Origin of the sequence: Agrobacterium tumefaciens, from assembly GCA_025560025.1 — a bacterium.
Classification (GTDB): Bacteria; Pseudomonadota; Alphaproteobacteria; order Rhizobiales; family Rhizobiaceae; genus Agrobacterium.
Genome location: CP048486.1, coordinates 1,372,850 through 1,397,446, shown reverse-complemented (window position 1 = coordinate 1,397,446; position 24,597 = coordinate 1,372,850). Strand labels below are relative to the sequence as shown.

At 59.6% G+C, this 24,597-nt stretch carries 24 protein-coding genes; 10 read left to right on the top strand and 14 right to left on the bottom strand.

Going from position 1 to position 24,597, the window contains the following annotated elements; translation table 11 throughout:
- Positions 1 to 21: 21 nt before the first annotated feature.
- The 4 genes from FY152_20390 to FY152_20375 all read right to left on the bottom strand — a co-directional run bounded on the left by FY152_20390 (position 22) and on the right by FY152_20375 (position 4,382).
- Positions 22 to 843 (bottom strand): ATP-binding cassette domain-containing protein, encoded by an 822-nt coding sequence (locus tag FY152_20390; protein UXS34488.1) that lies wholly within the window; start codon positions 841 to 843, stop codon positions 22 to 24.
- Between the two features lie 8 nt (positions 844 to 851).
- Positions 852 to 1,631, bottom strand: coding sequence for an ABC transporter permease subunit (locus tag FY152_20385; protein UXS34487.1), 780 nt, complete (start codon positions 1,629 to 1,631; stop codon positions 852 to 854).
- A gap of 21 nt (positions 1,632 to 1,652) precedes the next feature.
- Positions 1,653 to 2,606, bottom strand: coding sequence for an aliphatic sulfonate ABC transporter substrate-binding protein (locus FY152_20380; protein ID UXS34486.1), 954 nt, complete (start codon positions 2,604 to 2,606; stop codon positions 1,653 to 1,655).
- Between the two features lie 240 nt (positions 2,607 to 2,846).
- Positions 2,847 to 4,382 (bottom strand): aldehyde dehydrogenase family protein, encoded by a 1,536-nt coding sequence (locus FY152_20375; protein UXS34485.1) that lies wholly within the window; start codon positions 4,380 to 4,382, stop codon positions 2,847 to 2,849.
- A gap of 196 nt (positions 4,383 to 4,578) precedes the next feature.
- On the opposite strand from FY152_20375, the gene FY152_20370 reads away from it, so the two are divergent.
- Positions 4,579 to 5,481 (top strand): LysR family transcriptional regulator, encoded by a 903-nt coding sequence (locus tag FY152_20370; GenBank protein UXS34484.1) that lies wholly within the window; start codon positions 4,579 to 4,581, stop codon positions 5,479 to 5,481.
- Positions 5,482 to 5,493: 12 nt separating this feature from the next.
- Here the strand turns inward: FY152_20370 and FY152_20365 are convergent, their stop codons facing one another.
- Together FY152_20365 and FY152_20360 are read right to left on the bottom strand one after the other, a co-directional pair.
- Complete coding sequence (locus FY152_20365; protein ID UXS34483.1) at positions 5,494 to 6,474, bottom strand: glutathione S-transferase family protein; 981 nt, start codon at positions 6,472 to 6,474, stop codon at positions 5,494 to 5,496.
- A gap of 104 nt (positions 6,475 to 6,578) precedes the next feature.
- A complete protein-coding gene (locus FY152_20360; protein ID UXS34482.1) occupies positions 6,579 to 7,466 on the bottom strand; it encodes a DMT family transporter in 888 nt (295 codons plus the stop codon).
- A gap of 383 nt (positions 7,467 to 7,849) precedes the next feature.
- On the opposite strand from FY152_20360, the gene FY152_20355 reads away from it, so the two are divergent.
- Both FY152_20355 and FY152_20350 read left to right on the top strand, forming a co-directional pair.
- On the top strand, positions 7,850 to 9,181 hold the full coding sequence (locus tag FY152_20355) for a UDP-glucose/GDP-mannose dehydrogenase family protein (GenBank protein UXS34481.1): 1,332 nt from the start codon (positions 7,850 to 7,852) through the stop codon (positions 9,179 to 9,181).
- An 86-nt stretch (positions 9,182 to 9,267) separates the two neighbouring features.
- Complete coding sequence (locus FY152_20350) at positions 9,268 to 10,290, top strand: NAD-dependent epimerase (GenBank protein ID UXS34480.1); 1,023 nt, start codon at positions 9,268 to 9,270, stop codon at positions 10,288 to 10,290.
- A gap of 2 nt (positions 10,291 to 10,292) precedes the next feature.
- On the opposite strand, the gene FY152_20345 is transcribed toward FY152_20350, so the two are convergent.
- The 3 genes from FY152_20345 to FY152_20335 are packed head-to-tail and all read right to left on the bottom strand — an operon-like array spanning position 10,293 to position 14,054.
- On the bottom strand, positions 10,293 to 11,339 hold the full coding sequence (locus FY152_20345) for a glutathione synthase (GenBank protein ID UXS34479.1): 1,047 nt from the start codon (positions 11,337 to 11,339) through the stop codon (positions 10,293 to 10,295).
- A gap of 10 nt (positions 11,340 to 11,349) precedes the next feature.
- On the bottom strand, positions 11,350 to 13,227 hold the full coding sequence (locus FY152_20340) for a flavohemoglobin expression-modulating QEGLA motif protein (GenBank protein UXS35126.1): 1,878 nt from the start codon (positions 13,225 to 13,227) through the stop codon (positions 11,350 to 11,352).
- Positions 13,224 to 14,054 carry an N-formylglutamate amidohydrolase gene (locus FY152_20335; GenBank protein ID UXS34478.1) on the bottom strand — a complete coding sequence of 277 codons (831 nt, stop codon included), beginning with the start codon at positions 14,052 to 14,054 and terminating at the stop codon, positions 13,224 to 13,226. Before FY152_20335 ends, FY152_20340 begins: the two co-directional genes overlap by 4 nt.
- A 289-nt stretch (positions 14,055 to 14,343) precedes the next feature.
- On the opposite strand from FY152_20335, the gene FY152_20330 reads away from it, so the two are divergent.
- Genes FY152_20330 through FY152_20305 form a run of 6 tightly spaced genes read left to right on the top strand, consistent with a single transcriptional unit; the run spans position 14,344 to position 18,216 of the window.
- A complete protein-coding gene (locus tag FY152_20330) occupies positions 14,344 to 14,565 on the top strand; it encodes a hypothetical protein (protein UXS34477.1) in 222 nt (73 codons plus the stop codon).
- An 18-nt stretch (positions 14,566 to 14,583) separates the two neighbouring features.
- The gene (locus FY152_20325) at positions 14,584 to 15,144 is read left to right on the top strand and encodes a type 1 glutamine amidotransferase (protein ID UXS34476.1); all 561 of its coding nucleotides are present in this window, start codon (positions 14,584 to 14,586) and stop codon (positions 15,142 to 15,144) included.
- 57 nt (positions 15,145 to 15,201) lie between these two features.
- Entirely contained in the window at positions 15,202 to 15,642 is a 441-nt protein-coding gene (locus FY152_20320; protein UXS34475.1) for a DNA-binding protein, read from the top strand.
- A 52-nt stretch (positions 15,643 to 15,694) separates the two neighbouring features.
- Positions 15,695 to 16,552, top strand: coding sequence for a TIGR02587 family membrane protein (locus tag FY152_20315; GenBank protein UXS34474.1), 858 nt, complete (start codon positions 15,695 to 15,697; stop codon positions 16,550 to 16,552).
- A gap of 7 nt (positions 16,553 to 16,559) precedes the next feature.
- Complete coding sequence (locus FY152_20310; GenBank protein ID UXS34473.1) at positions 16,560 to 16,970, top strand: TIGR02588 family protein; 411 nt, start codon at positions 16,560 to 16,562, stop codon at positions 16,968 to 16,970.
- 19 nt (positions 16,971 to 16,989) lie between these two features.
- Positions 16,990 to 18,216: an FAD-binding oxidoreductase gene (locus FY152_20305; protein ID UXS34472.1), complete on the top strand. Its 1,227-nt coding sequence runs from the start codon at positions 16,990 to 16,992 to the stop codon at positions 18,214 to 18,216.
- Between the two features lie 7 nt (positions 18,217 to 18,223).
- Here the strand turns inward: FY152_20305 and FY152_20300 are convergent, their stop codons facing one another.
- Positions 18,224 to 18,709 carry an MgtC/SapB family protein gene (locus FY152_20300; GenBank protein UXS34471.1) on the bottom strand — a complete coding sequence of 162 codons (486 nt, stop codon included), beginning with the start codon at positions 18,707 to 18,709 and terminating at the stop codon, positions 18,224 to 18,226.
- 168 nt (positions 18,710 to 18,877) lie between these two features.
- On the opposite strand from FY152_20300, the gene FY152_20295 reads away from it, so the two are divergent.
- The gene (locus tag FY152_20295) at positions 18,878 to 19,378 is read left to right on the top strand and encodes a ferritin-like domain-containing protein (protein ID UXS34470.1); all 501 of its coding nucleotides are present in this window, start codon (positions 18,878 to 18,880) and stop codon (positions 19,376 to 19,378) included.
- A 75-nt stretch (positions 19,379 to 19,453) separates the two neighbouring features.
- On the opposite strand, the gene FY152_20290 is transcribed toward FY152_20295, so the two are convergent.
- The 4 genes from FY152_20290 to FY152_20275 form a co-directional block, all read right to left on the bottom strand.
- Positions 19,454 to 21,790, bottom strand: a complete 2,337-nt coding sequence (locus FY152_20290) for a glucose/quinate/shikimate family membrane-bound PQQ-dependent dehydrogenase (protein ID UXS34469.1) — start codon at positions 21,788 to 21,790, stop codon at positions 19,454 to 19,456.
- 104 nt (positions 21,791 to 21,894) lie between these two features.
- Positions 21,895 to 22,146, bottom strand: a complete 252-nt coding sequence (locus FY152_20285) for a hypothetical protein (protein UXS34468.1) — start codon at positions 22,144 to 22,146, stop codon at positions 21,895 to 21,897.
- A 502-nt stretch (positions 22,147 to 22,648) separates the two neighbouring features.
- Positions 22,649 to 23,692 (bottom strand): helix-turn-helix domain-containing protein, encoded by a 1,044-nt coding sequence (locus FY152_20280; protein UXS34467.1) that lies wholly within the window; start codon positions 23,690 to 23,692, stop codon positions 22,649 to 22,651.
- 118 nt (positions 23,693 to 23,810) lie between these two features.
- Positions 23,811 to 24,596, bottom strand: a complete 786-nt coding sequence (locus FY152_20275) for a 3-hydroxybutyrate dehydrogenase (protein UXS34466.1) — start codon at positions 24,594 to 24,596, stop codon at positions 23,811 to 23,813.
- Between the last annotated feature and the right edge of the window lies 1 nt (position 24,597).

The following is a 24,597-nucleotide window of genomic DNA, read 5'->3' as shown; positions in this document are numbered from 1 at the left end:
CCTGGCCCTGCCGGTCAATTCTTATCCGCCAATCTCGCCACGCCCGAAAAGCTGGTTCAGGACCTGCTCCTCCAGCCGGGCGAATTCGGCGGTGCCGTGGCGGCGCGGACGCGGCAGCTTCACATCCAGATCAAGCGCGATGCGCCCTTCATCGATGACGACGATACGGTCTGCAAGGGCGACAGCTTCCGAAACATCATGCGTGACGAGAACGGCAGTGAATTTCTGCTTGCGCCAGATGCGCTCCAGCAGAAGCTGCATTTCAATGCGGGTGAGCGCATCAAGCGCGCCAAGCGGTTCATCCAGCGCCAGAATTTGCGGATGGGCCACCAGCGCACGCGCCAGGGCAACGCGCTGCTTCTGGCCGCCGGAAAGCACATAGGGCCATTCGCCAGCCCGGTCTTTCAGACCGACCTCTTCGAGAATTGTAAGCGCCTGTTCCTGCGCCGCCTCGCCCTGGGCGATGCCGGTCAGCCCCACGGAGACATTGCTCGCTATCCGCTCCCACGGCAGAAGACGCGGCTCCTGAAACATCATTCGGGTGCGGCTCGATGCATCCTTCGAGACGGTTCCGGTGGTCGGCGTGTCTAGGCCGGCCAGAATGCGCAGGAGCGTGCTCTTGCCGCAGCCGCTCTTGCCGATGATGGCCAGAAACTCGCCTTCCCGCACATCGAGATCGATGCCGCGCAGAACCGGTTTGTCGCCGAAGCTCTTCGCCACATTGCGGAAGCTGAAGGCGACCTTGCCTTCTGCCGTCTTCTCACGTTGTTCGATTTTCCCCTGCGACGGAAGGGATGGCGGGGCATCCGGGCGTCTCAGCGTCGTCACATTGCCGGTCGACATGGGTTACCTCAGACTTTCTTGAAGGCTGGATGCCATTGCAGGAAGATGCTTTCGAGGAAGCGGGCGAAACTGTCGGCCAGCTTGCCGAGAAGCGCATAGATGAGGATCGACAGCACGACGACGTCGATCAGCAGGAACTCGCGCGCCTGCATGGCCATATAGCCGAGGCCGGACGAGGAGGAGATGGTTTCGGCGACGATCAACGTCAGCCACATGATGCCGAGCGCATAACGCAGGCCGGTGAAAATGGCGGGCAGCGCGCCGGGCAGAATGACCCGCCGGAACAGCGTGAAGGGCGACATGCCATAGGTGCGGCCCATCTCCACCAGTTGCGGATCGACACCCTGAATGCCGAGCAGCGTGTTGATGTAGATCGGGAAAAACACACCGAGAGCGACGAGGAAGAGCTTCGCCTCCTCATCGATGCCGAACCACAGGATGACCAGCGGAATGAGCGCCAGATGCGGAATGTTGCGGATCATCTGCAGCGTCGTATCGGTGAAGCTGCGGGAGAATTTGGAAAGGCCATTGGCCAGCCCGAAGATGAAGCCGATAGAGCCGCCAATGGCGAAACCCACAAGCGCACGGGCGGAACTCACGCCGATATTGGCGACAAGCTCACCCGAAAGCAAAAGCCGCCAGAAGGCTTCCGCAACGGAGGAAGGGGCTGGAAGGACATTTCCTGAAATAAGCCCTATGCGGGAGGCCGCTTCCCAGCCTGCAAGAATGATGGCGGGAAGCAGCCAGCCCGTGATGCTTCCAACCTCGATGCGCCTTCTGATGCTCATGGCGAAGCCTCCGGTCGGGGATCAGTTCGTCGCGCCAGACCAGACGGCATCCTTGATGCTGATCTGTTTCGGGATCAGGCCGAGGCGATAAAAGCGGTCGGCGGTTTCCTGCTGGCTGGCGACGATCTTGTCGTCGATCTTGGTAATGCCGAATTCCGAGCGGTTCGCGGCGAGCGTCTGCGCCTCCAGCGGCACGCCCGTCACCTCATGCAAAGCTGCGGCGACCTTGTCGCGGTTGGCAGCGGACCATTTCGCCGCCTCGCCCAGAGCATCGATGGTGATGTTGATCGTATCCGCATTGGATTTGGCGTAATCGCGATTGGCGAGGAAATAGGTGCTGACGGCAAGCACATCGCTCGTGCGGGCCAGAGTGACCGGCTTGTAGCGGGTTTCGGCAATCGCATAGAACGGATCCCAGACGGCCCAGGCGTCGATCTTGTCGCTGGCGAAAGCTGCCGCGGCATCGGCAGGGCTGAGATAAACCACCTCGATATCGCTGAATTTCAGGCCATTCTTCTCAATTGCCGCCACCAGCAGATTATGCGCGCTGGTGCCCTTGCCGACGCCAACCTTCTTGCCCTTGAGATCGGCAACCGATTTGATGCCGCTTTCGGGCTTTGTGAAGATCGCCTCACCCTTGCCGTTCGAAGGAAGGGCCGCGACATAAACGATGGCCGAACCTGCTGCCTGCCCGAAGATCGGCGGCGCGTCGCCCGTCCAGCCGACATTGATGGAGCCGACATTCAGGGCTTCAACAAGCGGCGGACCAGCGGTGAATTCGACCCACGAAACCTTCACGCCCTTGGCCTCAAGCGCCTTTTCGATGACACCCTGCTGACGGGCGATCACCGGCAGGCCGGTTTTCTGATAACCGATCTTCAGCTCTTCCGCCGCCTGCGCCTGCAGCGGCAGGACGGAGAATGCGGCGGCAACAAGAATGCTGGCGGAAAGGGCGCGGCGGGTGACGGCTGGCATTTCATCTCCTTATCACCGGCGCTCTTGCCGGGTTGCGATATGGAGCAATGCTAGGATTTTCGATTAAAACGATAGAGAGACGATAATTCAATATCAGCAATATTGCGGGAATAAAATTCCGCGCAAATGCCTCTTTTCCGCAAATCGTCGCGGACGCCCTCATCCGACCCATCGAATAGAAATGCCGGCGCGGATGGAGCCGCGCCGGCATGATGGATCAATTTGTCTATAGGAACGCGATTATTCGATATCGAAGGAAACGCCCTGCGCCAGCGGCAGCGCCTTGGAGTAGTTGATGGTGTTGGTGGCGCGGCGCATATAGGCCTTCCACGCATCCGAACCGGATTCACGCCCGCCGCCGGTTTCCTTCTCACCGCCAAAGGCGCCACCGATTTCCGCACCCGAGGTACCGATATTGACGTTGGCAATGCCGCAATCCGAGCCTTCCGACGAAAGGAACCGTTCCGATTCCTGCATGTCGCGGGTGAAGATCGATGAGGAAAGACCAGCAGCCACGGCGTTATGATCGTCTATCGCCTGATCGAGATCGCTATACTTCATCACGTAAAGGATCGGCGCGAAAGTCTCTTCCAGCACAGGCCCCGCCTGCTTCGGCATTTCGACAAGCGCCGGCTTGACGTAATAGGCATCCGGCGCACCCGTATCCACACGACCGCCACCATTCACCACGCCATCATGGGCTTTCGCCGCTTCGAGGGCCTTCTGCATGCCGTCGAAAGCCGCCTTGTCGACTAGCGGGCCGACGAGTGCGGACGTTTCCAGCGGGTTGCCGACGGAAACGGAGGCATAGGCCTTTTTCAGACGCGGCACGAGCTGATCATAAACGCTGTCATGCACGAAGAGACGGCGAAGCGTGGTGCAGCGCTGGCCGGCCGTGCCCATGGCGCCGAAGGCGATGGCGCGCAGCGCCATGTCGAGATCGGCGGAAGGGCAGACGATACCGGCATTGTTGCCGCCCAGTTCCAGAATGGCGCGGGCGAAGCGATTCGCCAGACGCGGGCCGACATCGCGGCCCATGCGGGTGGAGCCGGTGGCCGAGACGAGCGGCACCTTGGGATTGTCTACCAGAGCTTCACCCACGGCGCGGTCGCCGATCAGAAGCTGCGAGAGACCTTCCGGCGCATCGCCGAAACGGGCGGCGGCGCGCTCGAAGATGCCCTGCACGGCAAGCGCCGTGAGCGGCGTCTTTTCCGAAGGCTTCCAGACCACCGAATTGCCGCAGACGATGGCGAGCGCCGCATTCCACGACCACACCGCGACCGGGAAGTTGAAGGCGGAGATGACACCGACGACGCCGAGCGGATGCCAGGTTTCCATCATGCGGTGGCCGGGGCGTTCGGTGGCGATGGTGAGACCATAAAGCTGGCGGGAAAGGCCGACCGCGAAATCGCAGATATCGATCATTTCCTGCACTTCGCCGAGGCCCTCAGAGGGAACCTTGCCCGCTTCCAGCGAGACGAGACGGCCGAGATCGGCCTTGAAGGCGCGCAGTTCTTCGCCGAGCAGTCTGATCAGTTCGCCACGGCGAGGCGCCGGCACATTGCGCCATACCTTGAAGGCGGCATCGGCCCGGTCGATCACGGCTGCGACACCTTCGACCGAAACGGTCTTCAGGCTCGCGACCTGTTCACCCGTCACCGGGCTGAAGGAGGCCATATCGCCGCCGGTGTAAAGATCGCGGGCAACACCCATCCTGTCGAGCAGGGCCGCGGCTTCCTGTTTCACGTCGAGCTTCGTGGTCGCATCCATGTCCATCGTCCTTTTGGCTTAAAAGGGGAGGAAAGGCCGTTTTGATACGGCGCTTTCAACTCCCGTCACTCTTCTTTCCCCGAATTTGCCATTCGTTATGTGAAACTGGCGTTTTGCACCGTTCCATTCTTTCCCGTAATCATATATGGCCATAATGACCCTTTTCCAATGAGGAAAGCGGGTAAGTTGATGCGAGAATGGAATGGATCCGCGCAGAAGACTGGTCCCTGACATCGTTACCCTGCAGGCGTTCGAATGCGCGGCACGGCACGGCAATTTTACGCGTGCGGCGGAAGAACTCAACCTCACGCAGAGCGCGGTGAGCCGGCAGATCGGCGAACTCGAAGCGCAGACGGGAATGCAGCTTTTCGAGCGCATCCGCAGGCGGGTCGTGCTTTCCGAAGCGGGGCGTAAATTCCTGCCCGATGTGCGGCGCCTGCTGCAGCAATCCGAACAGTTGATGGTGCGCGCGGTTTCAGCCGGAACATCGCACGCATCGCTTTCCGTCGCGACATTACCCACCTTTGGCAGCCGCTGGCTTATGCCGCGCCTCCACCGCTTCATCAACGCCAATCCGGAAATAACGATCACCATCGGCTCGCGCTCGCATCCCTTCGACTTCGACGAAGAAGGGTTCGACCTCGCCATTCACTACGGCCAGCCGGTCTGGGCGCATGGTACCTGCACATTTTTGTGCAACGAGGTGATCGTGCCGGTCGCAAGCCCCGCCCTGCTACGCCGCGCCGGCGTGAGCCAACCACAGGATCTGACCGGGCAGCCGCTGCTACATGTGACGACGCGGCCGAAACTATGGACGGAATGGCTGGAGATGAACGGGGTTACGGCTGACAATGCCTATCAGGGCAGCCGTTTCGACCAGTTCTCGATGATCATCGAGGCCGCCGCAAGCGGCATCGGCTTTGCCCTTCTGCCGAAATATCTCATCGAGGCGGAGATCGCCTCCGGCCGCCTCGAAATCGTCTTCGACATTCCCCTGCAGACTGACAAGAGCTATTACGTCGCCCTGCCGGAAGGACGGCAGGACAATGCGCTGGCCCGCGCCTTTCAGGCCTGGCTGCTCGATCAGGTCGGCAAACCAGTGTAATCCATCATTCACTCAGCTCGAAGGGCTGAGTGAAACGTCATACAGCCCGGGAAGATCGGGACCGACGGGCACGATGCGGGTCGGGTTGAGCGCCTTGATGGAATAATAACCGCGCTTGATATGGTCGATATTGACCGTGTCGCGCACGCCCGGAATGGTCAGCACCCGCATCATATAAGCCTGAAGGGCGGGATAATCGGCGATACGGCGAAGATTGCATTTGAACAGGCCGTAATAGGCGGCATCGAAACGCACCAGCGTCACGAAGAGCCGGACATCCGTTTCGGTCAGGTGATCGCCGAAAAGGAAAGGTCCGCCTGAGACGAGGCGGCTTTCGAGCTCCTGAAGCGTCGCGAACACATCGGCGAAGGCCTCTTCATAGGCGACCTGCGTGGTGGCGAAACCGGTCCGGTAAACGCCGTTGTTGAGGCGCGGATAGATGTGGTCATTGAGAGCATCGATCTCATCGCGCAAAGCTTCCGGATACAGGTCCACGCCATTATCGGCCAGATCGCCGAAACCGGAATTCAGCATGCGCAGAATATCGGCGGATTCGTTGTTGACGATGGTTTTCGTCTTTTTGTCCCAAAGCACGGGCACGGTGGCGCGGCCGGTATAATGCGGATCCGCGCTGGTATAGACCTCGTGCATATAGGTGAAGCCGTTGAGCGTATCGCGATCCGCGCCCGGATAGTCGCCGAATTTCCAGCCCTCGTCGGAAAGGGCGGGCTCGACAACGGAAACGGAAATCACCTCTTCCAGCTTCTTCAGCTTTCGGCCGATCAGCGTGCGCGATGCCCATGGGCAGATCAGCGCGACGTAAAGATGATAACGGCCACTTTCGGCCGCAAAGCCGCCCTCACCCGTCGGCCCCGCCGAGCCGTCAGGTGTCACCCAGTTGCGGAAGCCGGAGGTCTGGCGAACGAAGCCGCCTTTCTTGTCGGTCGCCTGCACCGGATGCCATTCGGCGGTCCATTTTCCATCCACGAGCATTTGCGGCTCTCCGTTCATCTAAAGATGAAAGCCTTATGGGCCGGGTTGCCACCGCTTCACAAGCCGCGCTTCGGTTGACGCACTGTTTCCGATCAAGGGTGAATTCAGAGGCGATTGCGGAAAAACGGGTTCCAGCGCACGGTGCCGAGCCTCACCTTTTCGCGGATCATCGTCAGCAGTCCCGATGCGGCGATGACGGCCAGACCAAGCACGGCGACCGCATCCGGATATTCGTGGAAGAAAGCCATGCCGATCGCCACGGCCCAGAGGATTTGCGAATAATGCGATGGCGCGATCTGGCTTGCTGGCGCGATGCGGGTTGCGACCAGAAGGGTGATCTGCCCCGTGGCCGTGCAAAGGCCGATGAAGGCGAAGGCCAGAAGCTGGTGCAGGTTGGGCATGACGAATTCGGGGATGGAGGCAATGCCATTGAAGGTGAGGCCGTAGATCAGCAGCACGCCCATGATCGAGGTGCGCTTTTCCTTGCCGGCAAGCGAGCGCAGCAAAACGATGGTCATCGCCGCCAGGAAGGCAACGCCGATGGCGGCGAAATGCCCGAGTTCCAGCGTCTTGAAGCCTGGCCGCACGACGAGGATCACGCCGACGATACCCGCCAGAACCGCCGCCCAGCGCCATGGACCGATATTTTCCTTCAGCACCACGGCGGAAAGCACGGTCACAAAAAGCGGCGACAGGAAGATCAGCGCATAGGCTTCCGCCAGTGGAATAGTGGTGAAGGCGTAGATGCCAAAAATACCGGCGAAGAGGCCGGAAATGGCACGCCCGTGCACGGCAAAGGGCCGGCTCATGCGCCAGAATTCACGCCACCTTTCCTCCCGTGGTTTACTGAAGAAAATGAAAATGCCGGAAAATAGAATGCTGAAGAAGCCGATTTCGAAAACGCTGATCTGCGATCCAAGCGACTTGATGGTGGCATCGCCCATGGAAAAGGTCGCATAAGCGAACAGACCGAGCAGAAAACCCTTTTGCATTTGAACGTCCCCAAACACCGACCGCAATGCAAAGCATCCCCCGGCCGCGTGGAACGCGACCCGGACGCCCCTTCAAGGGACAGACAGTCTGGCAGATTTGATCCTCAGCCCTATGGCTAGACCCGGCTACCTATGAGTGCAAGCCGGAAAAACGGCAAAATTGCCCGATTGAACCCAACCGATGAAAATGGCTGCAGGGTGCGGCAAATTTGTCCCGCCATGGCCATCACATCACCGTCATGGAAAGAGGTTAGCCGGTGTTGATCGTGGCGCTTGGCGGCGGGCGTGAAGGCGGCTAAATATTATCGTGCGATTTTCATCCGCCGATTTCCCCGGCTGATATTGCTGCGTTACCATGGCCTCGCTAACCGAAAGGAAAAAGAATGCGGATTGTGATGATCGGTTCGGGTTATGTCGGCCTTGTGTCCGGCGCGTGTTTTGCGGATTTCGGCCATGATGTGGTCTGCGTCGACAAGATGCCGGAGAAGATCGAGGCCCTGAAAAACGGCCATATTCCAATCTTCGAACCGGGTCTGGAGACCATTGTCGCCAACAATGCAAAGGCCGGGCGGTTGAGCTTCACCACCGATCTTTCCGCAGCCGTTGCCAATGCCGATGTCGTCTTCATCGCGGTCGGCACGCCCTCGCGGCGCGGCGATGGCCATGCCGATCTTGGTTATGTCTATGCGGCGGCAAAAGAGATCGCCCATTCGCTTGACGGCTTCACGGTCATCGTCACCAAATCCACCGTTCCCGTCGGCACAGGTGATGAGGTGGAGCGTATCATCCACGAGGAAAACCCTTCGGCCGATTTTGCGGTTGTCTCCAACCCGGAATTCCTGCGCGAAGGTGCGGCCATCGAGGATTTCAAGCGGCCGGACCGCATCGTCGTCGGCCTTTCGGACGAGCGCGCCCGCCCCGTCATGACCGAGGTTTACCGCCCGCTCTATCTCAACCAGTCGCCGCTGCTCTTCACCACAAGACGCGCTTCCGAACTAATCAAATATGCCGCCAACGCCTTTCTGGCGATGAAGATCACCTTCATCAACGAGATGGCTGACCTCTGCGAAAAGGTCGGCGCCAATGTGCAGGATGTCTCGCGCGGCATCGGCCTCGATGGCCGCATCGGCCCCAAATTCCTGCATGCCGGCCCCGGTTATGGCGGCTCCTGTTTCCCGAAGGACACGCTGGCGCTCGCCAAGACCGCGCAGGATTATGACGCGCCGGTGCGACTGATCGAGACCACCATCGCCATTAACGACAATCGCAAGCGCGCCATGGGCCGCAAGGTCATCAATGCGGTGGGCGGCGATGTGCGCGGCAAGAAGATCGCTGTGCTCGGCCTCACCTTCAAACCGAATACCGACGACATGCGCGACAGCCCGGCAATCGCCATCATCCAGACCCTGCAGGACGGCGGTGCGAAAGTCGTCGGTTACGATCCGGAAGGCATGGCGAATGCCCGCCATCTGATGGAAGACATCGAATACGCGGCCGGCCCCTACGAGGCGGCGGAAGATGCCGACGCCGTGGTGATCGTGACGGAATGGAACCAGTTCCGTGCGCTCGACCTGCCGCGCCTGAAAGCGATCATGAAACATCCGGTGCTGGTGGATCTGCGCAATATCTACCGCACGGATGAGGTCGCCGCGCATGGTTTCATCTATGCCGCGGTCGGCCGTCCGCATGAAGGCGGTTTCGACAAGGGCGCATAGAGGTTTCGTTTTCGCCATTTCATTAAAAGGTTTTCTGCGCTTCGGTCAGACCGCAAACGCACCAACGAATTCGGGATATAATCATCATGCGTTATCTGGTTACCGGCACGGCTGGCTTCATCGGCTTTTATGTTGCGAAGCGACTGTTGGACGCCGGCCATTTCGTGACCGGTTTCGACGGCATGACGAAATATTACGATGTCAGCCTCAAGGAAAAACGCCACGCCATTCTTTCCCGCTCCAACGGCTTCCGGGCCGAAATCGGCATGCTGGAAGATACAGATGCGCTGAAGCGCGCGGCTGAGGCCGCCGAACCTGAGATCATCATCCACCTCGCCGCACAGGCAGGCGTCCGTTACAGCCTTGAAAATCCGCGCGCCTATATCGATTCCAATCTCATCGGCTCGTTCAACATGCTGGAGCTCGCCAGAAGCCTTGAGGTCAAGCACCTGATGCTGGCATCGACCTCCTCCATCTACGGCGCCAACGAAAAAATCCCCTTTGCGGAAAGCGACAAGGCCGACGAGCCGATGACGCTTTACGCCGCCACCAAAAAATCGATGGAGCTGATGGCGCACAGCTATGCCCATCTGCACAAGCTGCCCACCACCGCCTTCCGCTTCTTCACGGTCTACGGTCCATGGGGACGGCCGGACATGGCGCCGATCAAATTCGTCGACGCCGTTTCCAACGGCCGGCCGATCGATATTTACGGGCAAGGCAATATGAGCCGCGACTTCACCTATATCGACGATCTGGTCGAGGGCATCGTCCGGTTGAGCACGGTTATCCCGTCCGAGGAAAACCGCGTCACGCAGGAAGGCGTCACCGATACGCTCTCGCACCACGCGCCCTTCCGCGTGGTCAATATTGGCGGCGGCCAGCCGGTGGAACTGATGCATTTCGTAGAGACGGTCGAAAAGGCGGTCGGGAAACCCGCGATCCGCAACATGCTGCCGATGCAGCAGGGCGATGTTCCCCGCACCTTCGCCTCGCCCGACCTTCTGAAGGCATTGACCGGTTATGTGCCGCAAACCCCGGTCGAAGAGGGCATCAAGGCCCTCGTCGCCTGGTATCGCGAGATGCACCCGGCCGAATTACGAGAATAACCTCACAACGTCGCCAGCAGGCGGTTGGAGATGGTGCCGCCGGAAGCGCTCTGCATGGTGATCTTGGTTTCGACGGCCTCAATGATCGTGTCGCTGAAATCCATCTCCGTGAGATCGCGGATATTGGAAAGGCCACCCGGGGAAAACACGTTCACTTCCAGTATCTTGTCGCCAACGATATCCAGCCCGACAAGGAACATGCCGTCTTCCACCAGCTTCGGCCGCATCATATCGGCAAGCGCCACGATTTCGTCCGTCACTTTCACCGCCTCGGCGGTGCCCTTGGCGTGAATGTTGGAGCGCAGATCGCCTTTCGCCGGCACGCGGCGCAGGGCGGCATATTGACCGTCGCGCATCAGCGGGCGGCCATTCATCATGAAGAAGCGGATATCACCATCCTTGGCGGCCGGCAGATAGGCCTGCGCGATCAGATAACCTTCGAGGCTCACCGCCTCGAAAATCTGGTTGAGATTGGTCTCCTTGCTGGAGCCGATCTTGAAGACATTCTTGCCGCCGGAGCCCTGCAGCGGCTTGACGATGACGCCCTTGGGGTGCGCGTCGGCAAAGGCGCGGATTTCCTCGACATTGCGCGAAATGATCGTGGTCGGGCGGACGATTTCGGGAAAGCTCTGGAAATAGAGCTTGTTCTGCGCGAGCGCCAGACCTTCGGGATCGTTCAGAACCACGACGCCACGCTGTTCGGCAAGCCGCCCGAACAGGATGCCGGCATGCACCGCCCATGGCCGTGTGGTCTGGTCGAGAGAGGGGTCGTTGCGCAGCATCAACGCATCGATTTCCTCCACATCCATGGTCCGCCGTTCCAGCGCCTTGTCCTGCAGGGCAGCATGAAACGCATCCGATTTCTTGTATTTCGCCTTCGGCAGCACCGTGGCATGGATGGTCAGGCTGTCGTCCGAGCGCAACGTGAAATCGCCGGGCGTCAGATAGACCACCTCGTGGCCGCGATTGAGCGCCGCCATGGCAAGCAGGCCGGTCGCGTAGTTCGGTCCCTCGGTTTCGATGGAATTGACGAAAAATGCGATACGCATGAAGCCCCTCCTATAATGTCGCCAGTTCGGCAATGGATAACCCAGCCCGTATTTTTTCCAGCCGCTCATTAGCCCGGGCGGGCAGCAGAAATGCGGGTCTGACAGCCGGCGGACGAAGCAGGCCGCGCAGGGCCAGCTCCTGCATCACCGGAAAATGGGCGGCGGCGATCTTGCCCATCCAGAACGGATCGAGCGCCCCGCCCCTGCGCAGATGCTCCAGCACCTCCGCCAGCCCGCGCAGATAGATCGCGTCCTTGGAAAGACCGCCGCCGCGATAGATGCGCAGCACCATGTTGAAGGCCCCGGCCTCATCGAAACCGTGGTCGCGGGTCATGATGCGGAAGGTCTCGACGAAGCTTGCCCCATCCAGCATGGCGGCGCAGCCAATAACGCGGCCGGCGATCAGCCGCAGGCGCTCGCGCGTCATGCCGCCGGCCAGATGTTCCGCCAGCACCGCCAGCCCTTCCTGCACGCCCTCATAACCGGAAAGGCCGGTGCGAAAGAGCCGCAAGCCCTGAAACGAGCCGTTGAAATAGGTGAGAAGATGCACGCCGATCTCATGCGACAGCAGCGCCTCGACACGGCGCTGTTCCATGACGGTGTGGCGGGAAATCAGAAGCTTCTCGCCCGTCACCATTAGGCCCGGCGGCAGGTCGTCACGGATCTCGACGCGCGCCTTGAATTCCGGGTCTTCCGCCAGATAGGTCTCGACCATCTCCCGCGACTTCTTGGCGACCGCGTAGCAATCGACCATGGCGATTTCGCCGCCTTCTTCCTTTCGCGGACAATCCTTGAGCACACCAAGCGCGAGTGTCAGAAGTGCGGGTTCCACGGCGCCATACAGGGCGCGTGAAAAATCGGTGAAGGTGCGATGGTGCAGGCTTGCAAGCATCGTCAGCTGCAGATCGATCTCCCGCTGTTTTTCCCGGTAGAGGTGATAGAGCACCGGGTCTTCCAGATGATCGAAAACGACCGAATAGAGCTTGCGTTTCTGCTCCTCGACATCGACACCGAGCGGCCGATAGAGCAGGCGCGGCGCATATTGAAAGCCGCCATCGCGGAACTCCTCGAAGGCCCGGCGAGCATTGATCGGTGTGACGGACAGAAGAAAATCGAAGGAAGAGACAATGTCGTCGATCGAACGATCCGCACGTCTGACTGCATCGACGAAGGCTTTGCGGCCGAGTGCCCGGTGGCTGGTGACCTTGAGTGCATCCATGCCGGAAGCAAATGAAGAGAAAGCCTGCAAACCGGCATCGAAAAGATCGGCGATCATCGTTTCGCGCAGGCCAGGATAATCCGCTCCGGATTCCGGCTGACGATAGATCGGCGCAAAACGCACGCTGATGCAGGGGAAATCCAGCCCGGCATTCTGAAACCTGAGGATCGGATCGGCATCCGGTTCCGGCCGGATAATGCGCGGCGTGCGAAACCGCACCTCGGCATCACAAACCGCTTTGATGAAGACCCGGCGCGCCTTTTGCGTTTCCGGTTCAGCCGTGGCGGAGACGGAAACTTCATAATGCGGCAGGAAGGGGGAATCGTCGGCCAGAAGAATATCATGTTCCAGCTCGCCGATATCAATCACCATGAAAGCGCCGAAACGCTGCCGCATGGCGGCGCCCACGGCCTCGATCAGCGGCGCAGCCTCCTGAATGGTGGAGGCGATGAGATAGGATGCATGGGCAGCGGCGATATCGCGCGCGGCGAGGTCTTTCGTGCCGCCCGTCAGATGCAGACAGAGGAACGGCAGCGGCCGGTCGATATGCAGGCGGCCATCTTTTCCGACATCGCGGCGGACGGCCTTGCCGGCCTCGAGGCATGACACGACATCATCAACCAGATCGGCGATGGGGGACGGCGCATTGCGGGCGGAGGATATATTCATCGCCGCGATCTCAGACATTCTTCAATGACCGGCTGAAGTGCTGCAATCGTGTCGCGAATATCCGCCACCGCGCGCGCATCCGCCTCTCCCGTCCACTCATCCATGAAGAATTTCTTGAATTCGATCGCGATGGCGCAGCCATTCTCCGCAAAGCGCTCATGAATGAAGCGGGTCTGCTCTCCTTTGCCCTGAAAGGCCACATTCTCGCGCACATCGAGGCGGCGCCCACCAATGGTCGCGGATGCAAAATGACGGCCCACCGCACTGACGATATCGTTCCAGCGGCTACGATCCATGGAATAGGTGCCAATATTGATGTCGGGCGCTTCCGCCTGCGCCGTTGGCGGCGCGGCAGCGCCCTGTCGGCGATGATTATAGCTATGCACGTCCAGCACCACGAAAGCGCCATGCCGGCGCTCAACCGTTGAAAGAACCGCTTCAAGCATCGTGTAATAGTCGGCATGAAAATCGAGCGATTGGCGAAGCGCGTCTTCGGGCGGCTGCCCGTTCCAGACCTCCAAGCCCCAGGATTGTTCCGGCTTTAAATAGATCGCCTGATCGGCAGCGCGGTTGAGATCGATTTCAAAACGCGAATGATGAACGACGATACGGTTGGTCATCCCTGCAATCATCGCGCCGGTAAACGGATCTTCTTCCCGCAGCCGCTTGTCCGGGGAAAGTGCCATCAGGCCGGCTATATCGGGACGGATGCGATGACCGTCATGAATAGCCGTGCCGATGACGGGCGAATTGCCGAAGTCGATCGACCAGAAACCCTTGTTTTCGTTATTGCCGCGATATTCGTCGTCGCTCTGTCCGGCTGCCATGCTGCCTCCCCTGCATCGGGGGTAAAACAGCGGGCCTGGCCCGTTTGTTCCGGGAAAAATTGCGCGCGATGTATTTGGCCCCGGCAATGACACCCCTTCAAAACATGGGAACCATATAGGAAAGCCCACGTTGTTCTGGCAGGAGGGCCGCCGTGTCAAACGGACGCGATGGCGCTGAAGAACATCGGGATTTTTCCGTTTTCTCCCGGTGGCCAACGAAATGGCAGCCGAGCTTCTTACCCATCCGGCGTCCCTCCGTCCCCGCTTTCCACGCATAAGGAGCCGCGACATGGAAAAGACCGAAACGCGTAAACTTGCGGAAGAATATCTGCGGCTCGGCGGAACCCGCCAGGTCATGATCGACGACAACAAGACCTTCGTGCGCCAATGGAAAGACGAACCGGCGGAAGCGGAGAGATTTTGGCAGACCAACATCGAAAATCTCGACGAGGAACGCCTGAAGGACGTGGAATTTTTTCTCCCTTCCGTGAATTCCGACAAGGATGATTGAACCCATAAGGAGACAGATATGACTGCCATCAACGCTGCAAAGATCCTCATTCTCGCAACGGACGGCTATGAGCGCTCCGAACTGCGCGTGCCCTATGACCAGTTGAAGGCCAAGGGTGCGGACGTAAAGATCGCCTCAATCAAGGAAGGCGAGATCAGGAGCTGGGATAAAAAGGACTGGGGCGACAGCATTGCCGTCGATCTTTCCGCCGGGAGCATCAAATCGGATGACTTCGATGCGCTGGTTCTTCCAGGCGGCCAGATCAATCCGGATGTCCTGCGCCACGACGAGGATGCGATGCGCGTCATTCGCGATTTCGTCAAGTCCGGCAAGGTCGTGGCTGCGATTTGCCACGCCCCCTGGCTTCTCGTTGAAGCGGATGCCCTGCGCGGCCGTAACGCCACTTCCTACTGGTCGATCAAGACCGACCTGAAAAACGCCGGCGCCAACTGGAAGGACGAAAAGGTGGTGACGGACAAGGGCATCATCACGTCCCGCAGCCCGGAAGACCTAGATGCCTTCGTTGCGAAAATCGTCGAGGAGGTCGAGGAAGGCCGCCACGAACGCCGCGCCGCCTGAGGTGCATGACATTCCTGTGCCGCCGCTTGCCGGCGGCACTTTTATTGGGAGACATCCATGAAAAGTAGATTGCTGGTCACCGGTGCCGAACGTGCCTTCATTCTTGTCATCGACCCGGAGGAAGAGGCATTCGAGGCGATCCGCCGCTTCGCAAAATCGGAAAACATCAACGCTGCGTCGGTGACCGCGATAGGTGCCTTTTCAACTGCGACGCTCGCTTTTTTCGACCTTTCGACGCGCGAATATAAGGAAATTCCCGTGACGGAGCAGAGCGAGGTTCTGAGCCTGCTTGGCGATATTACGCTTGACGAAAACGACACCCCAAATCCGCACCTGCACGTTGTTCTGGGCTTTGCCGACGGTTCTACGAAAGGCGGCCATTTCCTGAAGGGGGTGGTGCGCCCGACGCTCGAAGTCGTCATTCGCGAGACACCGGCGGAATTGCGGCGCAGTTACCGCCGCGAATTCGGCATAGCACTCATCGATCCCGCAAAATAACCAACGGAACCGGAAAAACGCCACTGCGTTATCTCTTCATGCAGGGGGACGAATGGCGGCAATCACACGAAAAGATGCGGATAGTGATGAAGTCAGGCAATTTCTGATCGGTCTGGCACGTGGAACGGCAGGCGCACTGCTGTTTGCCCTGCCCATGCTGATGACCATGGAAATGTGGTTTCTAGGCCTTTACATCAATTCCTGGCGGCTTCTGCTGCTTTGCATCCTCAACCTGCCGCTGCTTTTCCTGCTCGCCCGCCGCATCGGCTTTGAAAATATTCATTCCCGGACACAGGCGCTACGCGACGCGATAACGGCCTATGGGCTGGGCATTGCCGTCAGCGCCGCCGTACTTTTGCTGTTCGGCATTTTGAACGATCAGCTCACCACCTCAAATCTCATCGCCAAAATCGCCCTGCAATCCGTGCCCGCCAGCATCGGGGCGCTGCTTGGCCGCAGCCAGCTCGGCGAACATTCCGACACCGAGGATGAGGACGATGGCGAATATTCCGGCGAGACGGGTTATCTGCACGAACTCTTCATGATGATGGTCGGCGCGCTTTTTCTCAGCCTCAATGTCGCCCCGACGGAAGAAATGATCCTGATTGCCTACAAAGTAACTCCCTATCACATTCTGGCGCTTTGCCTGGTCTCGATCGCGATCATGCACGGCTTCGTTTATGCGCTTCATTTCAAGGGGTCGCACCAAGTGCACGAGGGGCAGGAATGGTGGCAGTCCTTCCTGCGCTTCACCCTGCCCGGTTATGTCATCGCCATTGCCATCAGTATCTACACGCTCTGGACCTTCGAACGTCTCGACCATACCTCGCTGTCGCAGATCATGAATGCCGCCGTCATTCTCGGTGTTCCCGCTTCGATCGGCGCAGCCTCTGCCCGGCTGATCCTGTGAGGAAAAAATGACCATATCGAAGGGCCGCAAACATGTTGAAAGCCCCAAGCCGCATTGGGTGGAGTGGCTGACGGGCGCCGTCTGTACGCTTCTTGTCGTCGCGATGCTCGGCTGGATCGGCTATGACATCTATCGCTACAAGCCGGACAAGGCCCGTTTCGAGTTTGCCGTCACGGACGTCGAGGCACAGGCGGGACAGTACCGGGTGAGTTTCGACATTCGCAACCTCTCGATGACGACGGCGGCGCAGGTGCATGTGCGCGGCGACCTGCAGCAAAATGCCGCCACGCTGGAAAGCGCCGACGTGACATTCGATTATGTCGCCTCGGAATCCCGCGACACCGGCACGCTCTTCTTCCGAAACAATCCCCAAAACGGAACACTCATCATCAACGTCGCCGGCTATACCGAGCCGTGAGACCTTTCAGGACACTTTCATGCACACATCGGAACTGACGAAGGAACGGGACCTCAGGGAATCAAAACCCCTGTGGGCCGATACGCCCCGCATCGGCATTCGCAGCGGAAAGACCCCGGAAGCCAACCATTATGACACGATCGTGGTGGGTGCCGGCATCAGCGGCGCGCTTGTGGCCCATGCGTTGCACAGGCCGGGCCAGTCGATGCTGATCGTCGACCGGCGTGACCCGGTAATGGGCAGCAGCGTCGCCAGCACCGCGATGATTCAACACGAGATCGACACTCCTCTGACTGAACTCAGAAAGATGATCGGTAGGGACGCTGCGGATCGGGCGTGGCAACGCTCGGCGCGGGCCGTCCTGCGTCTTGAGGAAATCGTTTCCTCGCTCGGCATATCCTGCAGCATGGCGCGCAAGCAGGCGCTTTATCTCGCCGGCGACGAAATGGGGTCGCGCGCGCTGAAGGCTGAAGCGGCAGCCCGGGAAGAAGCAGGGATTGCGGCGCGCTTCCTTGGCCCCGCCGAATTGAGGAGCGACTACGCCATCGATCGGACTGGGGCTATCCTCAGCGATATTTCGGCCTCCGCCAATCCCGCACAGCTGACGGCCGGCCTTTTGCGCCACACGTCGGGCGCCGGTGCGGAAATCGTGTCCCATCTGGAAATCACCGATCTCAGAAACCTCGGTGACGAGGTGGTCGTCGCCACCGCACAGGGCAAGATCCTTTCCGCCCGCAATGTCGTTTTCTGCACCGGATACGAATTCCTGAAGTCGCTGGAAAGCCCGAAACATCAGATCATCTCCACCTGGGCGCTGGCGAGCAGGAAGGGCATCGATCTGCCGGACTGGCTGAAAAGCCATATCGTCTGGGAGGCTTCCGATCCCTATCTCTACCTGCGTACCGACCGTGACGGACGCCTGATCGCAGGGGGCGAAGATGAGGAAAACCCGACATCGTACCTTTCTGAAGGAAAGCTCTTTGCCAAACAGGACGCAATCCGGCGCAAGATAGAAAGTCTCCTTGGTATCGACATCGGAGAGCCGGAATATCGCTGGGCGGCGGCCTTCGGTACCACCACCACCGGCCTGCCGCTGATCGGCGCGGTTCCCGGCATGAGGAACGTCTACGCCGTCATGGGCTTCGGGGGTAACGGCATCACCTTCAGCCAGATCGCCGCCGAGATAATCGCTGCCGCCGTCAATGGCGGCAAGGATCCCGACGCCGATCTCTTCCGGTTCGATTGATCGCCGTTCATTCGTCCTTGATGCCCGCCACCACCTGTATGCGGCGCAGCGTCCACAAGACGAGGATGCCGATGCCGGCGGCAACAATGGCCAGCGGCCACATGCCGAGACCGGCGGCAAGGCCGATCGCCGCGGAGAGCCACATGCTTGCCCCCGTCGTCAGACCTTTGACATCGCCCCTGGTATAGACGACCACACCTGCCGCCAGAAAGGCGATGCCCGCCGTCACGGCCTCCACCAGCCGGATGGGATCGAGCCGCGCGGCCTCATGACCCTCCGCCATCGTCTCCATCATATGGATGGTGATGACGCAGAAAGTGACCGCTGCAAGACCGATCAGCATATTGGTGCGAAGACCGGCAGTATTCTTGTGAAATTCGCGCTCCAGACCGATCAGGCCGCACAGGATGACCGCACCAAAAACGCGCACCACCAGCACCTCGAAGGGAATGGAGATATTCATGGAAAATTCTTCTGCAAGGCTTTGGGGCACAGTCGTGTCTCCTCCCGAAATTTCAGCACAGTAAGTTAGGGAAAGCCTGTTGGTTCCCTGCAGCAATATAAATGTTGCGCGCAACGGAGCCGGAACCATGGGAGCTGCGAAGGGTTTGTCTCCCGTGCGGGCGCACGCCACGCACTTTCACACATGGGAGAAGGACCAATGGCCGAGAAGAAACTCGACGACCTGTTTTACGACACGTTGAAGGATATCTATTACGCCGAAAGGCAGATTCTCAAAGCCCTGCCGAAGATGGCGCGGGCAGCAACCGATACCAAGCTGAAACAGGCCTTTGAAAAGCACAAGGAAGAAACGCAGGGACAGATCGAACGCCTGCAGGAAGTGTTCGAAATGATCGGCAAGCGGGCGCAGGGCAAGACCTGCGAAGCTATCCAGGGCATCATCGCCGAGGGCGAGGAGATCATGGATGACTTCAAGGGCACGGCGGCTCTCGATGCCGGTCTCATTTCGTCGGCCCAGGCGGTCGAACATTATGAGATCGCGCGTTACGGCACCCTAAAGGCATGGGCGGAAAAGCTGGGACACGCCAACGTCGTTTCCCTGCTGGACGCCACGCTCAAGGAAGAAACCAAAACAGACGATGCGCTGACATCGCTTGCCAAGACTTCGATCAATGCGGCGGCCCAGAAGAAAGCGGCATGACAGGTTTCAGCCGCACAATTAAAAAAACCGGAATGGTCATCCATTCCGGTTTTTTTTGCTTAAGGGCTACCCGTTCTATGGGAGGGTATAGGCAATCACATAGTCGCCCGGTTTGGTTCCCACCGAGCCGTGCCCCCCGGCAACCATCACGACATATTGCTTGCCGCCCTCCAGGGCATAGGTCATCGGCGTTGCCTGGCCACCGGCCGGCAGACGCGCTTCCCAGAGCTGCTTGCCGGTAGTGAGGTCGTAGGCCCGCAGATAGTCGTCGACCGCCGCACCGAGGAAGGCCACGCCACCCTTGGTGATCATCGGCCCGCCGATGCCCGGCACACCCACCTTGAAGGGCAGTGGCAGCGGCGTCATGTCGTAGACCGTGCCGTTCTTGTGTTTGTAGGCGATATCGCCGGTGCGAAGGTCAGCACCTGCGACATAGCCCCATGGCGGCGCCTGGCAGGGGATTTTCAACGGACCGAGAAACGGCCCCATAAAGACGCCATAGGGCGCGCCGTCATTGCGGTTCAAGCCCTGCTCGCTGCCCTTCTCGTCCTGACCCTTTGGCGGAATCTGGTCGCGCGGAACCAGCTTCGAGGTGAAGGCGAGATAGGTCGGCATGCCGAACATGACCTGACGTTCAGGATCGACCGCCACGCTGCCCCAGTTGAACGTGCCGAAATTGCCGGGATAGATGATCGACCCCGTCAGCGACGGCGGCGTGTAACGACCCTTGTAGTTCAATTGATGGAAGCGGATACGGCAGGCGAGCTGATCGAACATGGAGACGCCCCACATGTCCTTTTCCTTCAGCGGCTCCGGCTTGAATGACAGCGCCGTCGTCGGCTGCGTCGGCGATGTGAAGTCTTCAGGGATGGCACCGCCCGGCGCCGGTTCTTCCGTGATCGGCAGAAGCGGTTCGCCGGTACGCCGGTCGAGAACGTAGATATCGCCCTGCTTGGTGGGTCCGACGAGCGCCGGAACGCTCTGGCCGTCCTTGGTGATGTCCAGAAGCACCGGCTGGGCCGGAACATCCATGTCCCACAGATCGTGGTGAACTGTCTGCCGCACCCAGCGATCCTTGCCGGTATTGATATCGAGCGCGACGATGGAGGAGGAATATTTCTCCACATTCTCGCTGCGCCCCATGCCGAGCTGATCCGGCACCTGGTTGCCGAGCGGTACATAGACGAGGCCGAGACCTTCGTCATAGCTTAGAACAGACCAGCTGTTCGGCGAGTTGGTCGTATAGGTCTCGCCCGCCGCAATCGGCTCGGTCTTTTCCGGATTGCCGGAATCCCAGTTCCAGATCAAAGCGCCGCTGTTCACATCGAAAGCACGGATGACGCCGGACTGTTCCTGCGTGGAATAGTTGTCGTTCACCGCGCCGCCGATGATGATCTTGCCAGCGGCGATGACCGGCGGCGAGGTCGAATAATAATAACCGGCGGGATTGTATTTCATGCCCTGCTCAAGATGCAGGACACCCTGATCTGCAAAGGACGTGCAGACCTGACCGGTTGCGGCATCGAGTGCGATCAGCCGCGCATCGGAGGTCGGCAGATAGACGCGCTCGGCGCAGGCCGTTCCCTGCGCGGCGTTGGGCTCGGCATAATAGGAAACGCCGCGGCAGGTCTGGTGCTGGCGGTCGGGATTGAGGCCGACATTCGGGTCGTATTTCCACTTTTCCTTGCCGGTGGCGGCATCGATGGCAATCGCCCAATTATGCGGCGTGCAGATATAAAGCGTGTTGCCAACCTTGAGCGGCGTGACCTGATAGGTCGTCTCACCCACATCATCGGGCAGCTTCACGTCGCCCGTCTGGTAACGCCAGGCTTCCTTGAGCTGCGAGACGTTATCGACATTGACCTGGGTCAGCGGCGAATAACGCTGGCCATAGGGGGTGCGACCATATTGATGCCAGTCACCGTCAGGCACATTGCCGCCATAGACGGGTGCCGCAGATGCGGTCTCCTGTGGCAGGGAACCCGGCTTGTCATGCGGATCCTGCGCCATGGAATATCCGGCCACTGCTATGGAGGCGAGAACCGATAGCCCAAGCGGCCATGCATTCGGGCCGTAACGCAAGCCTGTCGGGCTCGCAAAACCAAGTGGTTTTCTGACCCAGGGCACCAGAAGCCAGAGGCCGATGAGAATGATGATGCCGCCACGCGGACCGAGCTGCCACCAGTCGAAACCAACTTCCCAGACGGCCCAGGCAAGGGTCGCGACGATGAAGACGGCATAGACGTGCAGTGCTGCACGATTGCGCTTGAAGAGCAGGATGGCCGTCAACAGGAAGGCCAGCCCGGAAAGGACATAATAAAAGCTCCCGCCCAGCATGACCAGCTGAGAGCCGAAGCCGAACAGCGCAAGGCCGATCAGCGAGAGAATAACCGCAGTGACGGTGACTGCCATGAATGAAACCCCCGATTCCTGTCACTTTGCGTGAAATGAAATCGGGTGCGATCTGGTTCCATAAGAACCATTCATTTGTCGTGAAAAATTTCACGGCATGGTGGTCATGGGTTTTGCGACGCGCCGGTCGAGCCCTGCGGGGCAGGTGAGGTCTCCATCTGGGAATTTTGCGGCCGGTTCTCATCAGGCTCGAAAACCGAATATTCGACGACGGCCCAAACCACCAGCGCAAGAAGTACACTGACAATCAAAATGACAAGCACCGGCCGTCCCTGGGACCCTTGCCGTGCCCGTGTTGCCGTCTCGCTTTTCGGGGAATCCCGACCGTCGAGATAGTGGGCATTTTCTCTGGCCATGTCTTTCACTCCCTGTAACCCTGCAGATTTAATCCCCTGGGTCAGGGTTTTGTTCCAGATCGCCGGAGAACGACTTTAACCGCACTCGGCCGGCAAACGGGGCCTCTCCGCGCGCTCATCCTCTGCCACATCCACCGCGCTGAAGCTTTGCCCGAGGCCGAGCCAGGAGACCGGCAGGCGTGTTCCACCGCCATCCGTTTCCCGGATATCGTCTGGCGGGTTATCGGAATTCGCCGACGGCGGGGGCAATGTTCCCGCATGAAAGCGGGTGCCGGAAAAGGAAAGGTATCTTTTAACCGCATGGCGCCATCCACGCCAAAGGTCCAGAAAAGCAGGAATTCTCAACATCATGATTGTCAGGCAATATATCGATAAAATAACTTCCCCTTGTTTGGCACGTCTGGACGAGTCGCACATCCCCGTTGCGACGCAACCGCAGCGAATGGTCGAATTGTGCCAACAAACCGTCATAAAGTGTCAGATAGAGCTCGGCAAAGCGTGATCAGCGGCCGAGCTGCACGATCCAGCGTGTCCATTCCGCACTATCAGGCTTCAGAATATCCGACGTGACGTCACGGCTTTCCGACGCGAAATGGCGCATCTGGCGCGGCGAAAGACCGAAGGTCTTCTTGAAGACGCGGCTGAAATTTTCCGGATTGGTGAAACCATAAGACGCCGCCACCTCGGCAATCGTCATATGTGCCGATTGCGGTGCCCGCAGGAAATCCATTGCACGTTCGAGACGCCGATGGGTGATGCAGGCCGAAAACCCGCCCAGCGGCTCGAAAAGCCGATAGACGGTGCGCCGTGATACGCCGAATTCGCCCATGACCCTTTCCACCGACAGGGCCGGATCGAGAAGGTGATTGTCGATATAGCGCCTGATGGATGCCCGGAGCGCCCGCTGCACGCCCTGCGCATTGTCGTGCCCGACATGATTGTTGATGGCGGCTGCGGCAAGGTCCAGAAGCGGCGAGACCGTGGCTGCGCCTTCACTGGCGTTCATCACGTCGAAATGACGATAGATGCTCGTCATCGTTTCGCGCAGCAGCGATACCAGCGGCAGACCGGCCGGCAGCACACGTTCATGATGATTGCCGGAACCGACAAGCCTGCCTTCCAGCAGCCGGCGCGGCACGACGAGGCTGAGATGGTCATGGTCTGTCGTCGCAGTGGCCAACGGTTGCGCCATATCGATGAGATAGAGGTCGCCGGGGCCCGCGGTCTCGCCCGATCCACGCCGCGACATGCTTTGTCCGCTGGCGTAGAATTGCAGGAGAAAACCGTCCATGCCGTCGCGGGCAAGCTTGTGGCGCGAACGGTCGAAATCCTGCGCCGAGGACTGGGTGCGACCGAGCGCGACATTGCCGATGAAAGCCGCATCGACGCTGGCGAAGAAACCGTCATCCTGCGGGCGACGCAGCCGGGCATCGAACAGCACGTTGATCGAATCCCGCCAAAGCCCCATGGCGTCGCGTTTCGGCACCTGGCGCGTGTCGAAGCGCGAGCGCGCCAGCGGCGCTTCAAAAGACCCTGTGTTCATCATGACGCTTTTCCGTGAACACGGCGCTGACTCCGCCGTCCACGAAAACTATACAGGATTGAAACCGCTCAACAATGCCGGAAGCCGATGAGACGGTTCGCTTCAAGCGCGTGCACGAGAATTATTTCGCGGTCCAGCCGCCATCGATGGAGATGGTGGTGCCGGTGATGGAGCGCGCCATATCGCCGGAGAGATAAAGCGCCATTTCCGCCACTTCTTCCGGTTGCACAAACCGCCTGGTCGGCTGCGGCGCAAGCATCACCTTTTTCACCACATCCTCCTCGCTCATGCCATGCACACGCGCCTGATCGGCAACCTGGGCGGCGACAAGCGGCGTCCAGACATAACCGGGGCAGATGGCGTTGCAGGTGATGCCGAGTTCGGCCACTTCCAGCGCCACGCTTTTCGTCAGGCCCACCACTGCATGTTTGGTCGCCACATAGGGTCCCTTGAAGGGCGAAGCACGCAGGCCGTGCGCGGAAGCGATGTTGACGATGCGGCCCCAACCCCTTTCCTTCATGCCCGGCAAAGCCGCACGGATCGTATGAAAGGCACTGTCGAGCGAGATAGCGACAATGTGGGAGAAATCGGCAAAATCGAACTCGTCGATCGGCGCGACTTTCTGGATGCCGGCATTATTGACGAGGACGTCAATATGACCGAATTCGGCGATGACGGTTTCCGGCAGATGGGCGCTTTCATCATAATTGGCGAGGTTGGCGGCAAAATAGACCGGCCTGTGCCGCGCCACCTTCGCGACCGCCTCCAGCGCCTGCGTCGCCTCCTCGGCCGTCTCTATGCCATGCACCGCAACCAGATACCCCGCCTCGGCGAAACGTTTGGCGATGGCGAGCCCGATGCCGCTGGTGGAACCCGTGACGAGCACGGTTTTCGGTTGATCCTCCATC